The 3,958-nt window shown below is 39.9% G+C and carries 2 protein-coding genes, 12 tRNA genes, 1 pseudogene and 1 riboswitch; of the genes and pseudogenes, 1 reads left to right on the top strand and 14 read right to left on the bottom strand.

Features of this window, described 5'->3' with window-relative positions:
- Positions 1 to 24 precede the first annotated feature (24 nt).
- Both IV84_RS10975 and metK read right to left on the bottom strand, forming a co-directional pair.
- Positions 25 to 183 (bottom strand): annotated as a pseudogene (locus tag IV84_RS10975) (MDR family MFS transporter); the annotation flags it as partial.
- A 62-nt stretch (positions 184 to 245) separates the two neighbouring features.
- Positions 246 to 1,433 carry a methionine adenosyltransferase gene (gene metK / locus IV84_RS09880; RefSeq protein WP_046871699.1) on the bottom strand — a complete coding sequence of 396 codons (1,188 nt, stop codon included), beginning with the start codon at positions 1,431 to 1,433 and terminating at the stop codon, positions 246 to 248.
- Positions 1,431 to 1,514, bottom strand: a riboswitch (SMK box riboswitch). Its footprint overlaps the gene before it by 3 nt.
- A gap of 220 nt (positions 1,515 to 1,734) precedes the next feature.
- Between metK and IV84_RS09875 the strand changes: the two genes are divergently transcribed.
- On the top strand, positions 1,735 to 2,460 hold the full coding sequence (locus IV84_RS09875) for a hypothetical protein (RefSeq protein ID WP_046871698.1): 726 nt from the start codon (positions 1,735 to 1,737) through the stop codon (positions 2,458 to 2,460).
- A gap of 374 nt (positions 2,461 to 2,834) precedes the next feature.
- Here the strand turns inward: IV84_RS09875 and IV84_RS09870 are convergent.
- From IV84_RS09870 to IV84_RS09815, 12 genes are all read right to left on the bottom strand, one after another.
- A tRNA-Asp gene (locus IV84_RS09870) sits at positions 2,835 to 2,909 on the bottom strand.
- Between the two features lie 4 nt (positions 2,910 to 2,913).
- Positions 2,914 to 2,987 (bottom strand) — tRNA-Met (locus IV84_RS09865).
- A 17-nt stretch (positions 2,988 to 3,004) separates the two neighbouring features.
- A tRNA-Glu gene (locus tag IV84_RS09860) sits at positions 3,005 to 3,077 on the bottom strand.
- A 6-nt stretch (positions 3,078 to 3,083) separates the two neighbouring features.
- Positions 3,084 to 3,171, bottom strand: a tRNA-Ser gene (locus IV84_RS09855).
- A 2-nt stretch (positions 3,172 to 3,173) separates the two neighbouring features.
- Positions 3,174 to 3,248, bottom strand: a tRNA-Ile gene (locus tag IV84_RS09850).
- 12 nt (positions 3,249 to 3,260) lie between these two features.
- Positions 3,261 to 3,331, bottom strand: a tRNA-Gly gene (locus IV84_RS09845).
- 17 nt (positions 3,332 to 3,348) lie between these two features.
- A tRNA-Phe gene (locus tag IV84_RS09840) sits at positions 3,349 to 3,421 on the bottom strand.
- Between the two features lie 4 nt (positions 3,422 to 3,425).
- A tRNA-Asp gene (locus IV84_RS09835) sits at positions 3,426 to 3,500 on the bottom strand.
- A gap of 4 nt (positions 3,501 to 3,504) precedes the next feature.
- Positions 3,505 to 3,578: transfer RNA gene (locus tag IV84_RS09830), tRNA-Met, on the bottom strand.
- A gap of 11 nt (positions 3,579 to 3,589) precedes the next feature.
- Positions 3,590 to 3,679, bottom strand: a tRNA-Ser gene (locus IV84_RS09825).
- Between the two features lie 51 nt (positions 3,680 to 3,730).
- A tRNA-Ile gene (locus IV84_RS09820) sits at positions 3,731 to 3,804 on the bottom strand.
- Between the two features lie 21 nt (positions 3,805 to 3,825).
- Positions 3,826 to 3,899: transfer RNA gene (locus tag IV84_RS09815), tRNA-Met, on the bottom strand.
- Positions 3,900 to 3,958 lie beyond the last annotated feature (59 nt).

Genomic DNA, 3,958 nt, shown 5'->3' with positions numbered 1-3,958 from the left:
AAAGGTTTCTCTTGACTAATGGTAGAAAATTGACACAATCCAATTCATTAAATTAACACCATGCAAATCTCCAACAATCGTTGGCATCGCCGTTGACACAATGGTTCCTTCCACAGCCGTTAAAAATGTGGCCACAAAAATCGCAATAGTAACCAGCGTAACGTTTGTTTTTTTTGCTGTCATCTAATCCCTCTCCAACTAAAAAGCCTCTCCCACTCAAATTGTAGAAGAGACTTTTTGAATATTTATTTCAATAATTCTTTTAAAGCATCAACTTTATCAGTATGTTCCCAAGGCAAATCAATATCGGTCCGACCGAAATGCCCATAAGCAGCGGTCTTTTTATAAATTGGTCGCTGCAAATCTAACATTTTAATAATTCCAGCTGGACGTAAATCAAAAATCTTACGAATAGCAGCCGCTAATTTTTCTTCTGAAACATTTCCTGTTCCAAACGTATCTACAGAAATTGAAACTGGTTGAGCTACCCCAATTGCGTAAGCTAACTGCACTTCTACTTTGTGAGCCAATCCGGCTGCTACAATATTTTTAGCAATATAACGAGCAGCATAACTAGCCGAACGATCAACTTTAGTAGCATCTTTCCCAGAGAAAGCACCACCGCCGTGACGCGCAAAACCACCATAAGTATCAACAATAATTTTTCGTCCTGTTAACCCAGCATCACCTTGAGGTCCGCCAATAACGAATCGACCAGTTGGATTAATGAAGTATTTCGTTTTATCATCGAGTAACTCAGCAGGAATAACAGGTTTAATGATATGTTCTAAAACATCTTCACGAATGGTTTCAAGTAACACATTTGGATCATGCTGTGTGCTTAAAACAACTGTGTCAACGCGAACCGGTTTTTCATTATCATCATATTCCACCGTAACTTCAGCTTTAGCATCCGGACGTAAATAACGTAACTCACCAGATTTGCGAACTTGGGCTGTTTTTTGCATTAGGTGATGGCTAAGCATAATTGGTAATGGCATTAACTCAGGTGTCTCATCAATGGCAAAACCAAACATAAGTCCTTGATCGCCAGCACCAATCTTGTCTAATGGATCTTCGTCACCTTCGCGGGTCTCCAAAGAATCGTCAACCCCCTGTGCAATATCAGGTGATTGCTCATCAATGGCAATCATCACAGCACAGTTATCACCATCAAATCCATATTGACCATCCTTATAGCCAATCTCTTTGATGGTATTTCGGACTGTTTTTTGAATATCGACATAAGCCGTTGTACTAATTTCACCAACCACAACCACTAAACCAGTTGTCACGGTCGTTTCACAGGCTACTCGTGCTTCTGGATCTTGTTCCAACATAGCATCCAAAATTGCATCACTAATTTGGTCAGCAATTTTATCTGGATGACCCTCTGAAACTGATTCCGATGTAAATAAATGTCTCTCTTGCATTTGAAAATTTCCCCCTTATTATAAACGGTTACAAGGTATCTTTGCTTTTACACAAATCCTTTCGGGAACAAAATAATGTTTGTTCAATATCATAACCTGTACACTGAAGCTTTTCATTTCTATTCGAATTAAGTATTACAAGCCATTTACAACACTGTGCTTACTCTTCTTAATGAATTCAAAATTAAAAAACCGTCTTATCAAGTCTATCACAAATAGAAAACCTTTAAAAGACAGATTTTTGTTGACCTTCTACTTAACTTTGTTTAGGATTGAGTTATCTCACATAGGAGAAACGTTTATGCAAAATTTACATCTCACAACTGAAAAAAAGAAAACTTTACTTCCGTTAGGTTTAGCCCTTATTCAAACTTTCTCAACTTGGTTGATTCCCACAGTTTATAGCCGTCTGGTAAATACAACCATTCAACATACAGTTAGTAATCAGGCTATCCTAATTTTATTTATTTTTATGTTTAACTTTTTAGTCTTCGATCGCTTCACAAACAAATTTCCAATGATCTTTTTTCTGGGTATGACCGGAGTTGCAGTTCTAATTGCTGCATTCTCTTTTTCCAGTATTGCACCTACAATTGGATTGTTACTCTTTGTCTGTTTATCGTCGTTGCTACCATTCTTCCTATCTTTCAAAAACAATTGGGCAGGTTGGTTGCTATTTACAATTAGCTCTGCATTTATCCTCCCAGAAACACTTTTTTACGTGCAATGTGGGTTCTTATCCACTAATTTTCTAAAAGCTCTTATTATTCCGTTACTTAGCACATTTTTATTTTATTATCCATTCTTTATAAAAAGAATTAATTTTTCCACCATTATTAACCTTGGAATTGGTGCCCTTTGTGCATGTATATTACTCTTCACGCATGTTGGTATTTATTCTGTGTTTGCGAGCTTGTTAATATTGATTTCTTGGACCTTTCAACGGATGGTTAAACAACCTAAATTAATTTTAACCATCAATGTTATTTTGAATCTGCTGTTTAATATTTTAATTCTAATGAAATAAAATAATTCGTTTTTTGAATCTCTCCGATAGCAAAACTATCAGAGAGTTTTTTTGATATTTTTTTGATATTTAAAAAAGCATCACTTTATTAGAACTAATTGAACACGCATAAACATACGACTACAAATAAGGTCAAAACTTTCAATTATTTTCGTGATGACAGAAAAACTACGTATTCTGCGTTTTTTTAAAGATAACATTAGAAATTGCATAACTCCTAATACTGTCTCTGGCGGTTCATCAACAGGATTTGACAAAGAGCCTTTAAATCCAGTTGTTCATCGATTGAATAATCCGAACACAAAAAAAGAGTCAACACAGATAACTGTATTAACTCTCTTAAATTCAATAAATAAAAATTCCATTCCTCGAGACGGTTCCAACGAGACTCGAACTCGTGATCTCCTGCGTGACAGGCAGGCGTCCTAAACCAACTAGACCATGGAACCATAATTGCGGGAGCAGGGTTTGAACCTGCGACCTTCGGGTTATGAGCCCGACGAGCTACCAGACTGCTCCATCCCGCGATAATATTATATGAAAATGACCCGTACGGGATTCGAACCCATGTTACTGCCGTGAAAGGGCAGTGTCTTAAACCACTTGACCAACGGGTCATAAAACGGAGAAGAAGGGATTTGAACCCTTGCGCCGCTTACGCGACCTACACCCTTAGCAGGGGCGCCTCTTCAGCCACTTGAGTACTTCTCCAATGGGCCTAAATGGACTTGAACCATCGACCTCACGCTTATCAGGCGTGCGCTCTAAACCAGCTGAGCTATAGGCCCATTATATGAAAAAGCGGGTGACGAGAATCGGACTCGCGACAACAGCTTGGAAGGCTGTGATTTTACCACTAAACTACACCCGCATAATTGCATGTTAGGATGGCGCGGGACAGAATCGAACTGCCGACACACGGAGCTTCAATCCGTTGCTCTACCAACTGAGCTACCGAGCCATAACGGTTCCAACGAGACTCGAACTCGTGATCTCCTGCGTGACAGGCAGGCGTCCTAAACCAACTAGACCATGGAACCATAATTGCGGGAGCAGGGTTTGAACCTGCGACCTTCGGGTTATGAGCCCGACGAGCTACCAGACTGCTCCATCCCGCGATAATAAAAAAAGGAGGATGAGAGATTCGAACTCTCGCGTGGTTTGACCCACCTGACGGTTTTCAAGACCGTTCCCTTCAGCCAGACTTGGGTAATCCTCCATTACAATATACGGTTTTCATGTCCACCAACATAGCAACACACATATTAGATGGACCTTGTAGGACTCGAACCTACGACCGAACGGTTATGAGCCGTCTGCTCTAACCAACTGAGCTAAAGGTCCAAGTTCGTATATTAAAACCTATCGCGGCGGGGGGGATCGAACCCTCGACCTCCCGGGTATGAACCGGACGCTCTAGCCAGCTGAGCTACACCGCGATCTAAATTTAAATGTATAAGAAACCATTTAATCGGGAAGACAGGATTCGAACCTGCGA

It is taken from the genome of Pediococcus damnosus (assembly GCF_001437255.1).
Classification (GTDB): domain Bacteria; phylum Bacillota; class Bacilli; order Lactobacillales; family Lactobacillaceae; genus Pediococcus; species Pediococcus damnosus.
Note: the sequence above shows the minus strand (reverse complement) of the source record. Positions and strands in the feature narration are given on the sequence as shown.

Coding starts and splice junctions, on each gene's coding strand:
- metK (WP_046871699.1), bottom strand. CDS start 1,433: ATGCAAGAGAGACATTTATTTACATCGGAATCAGTTTCAGAGGGTCAT.
- IV84_RS09875 (WP_046871698.1), top strand. CDS start 1,735: ATGCAAAATTTACATCTCACAACTGAAAAAAAGAAAACTTTACTTCCG.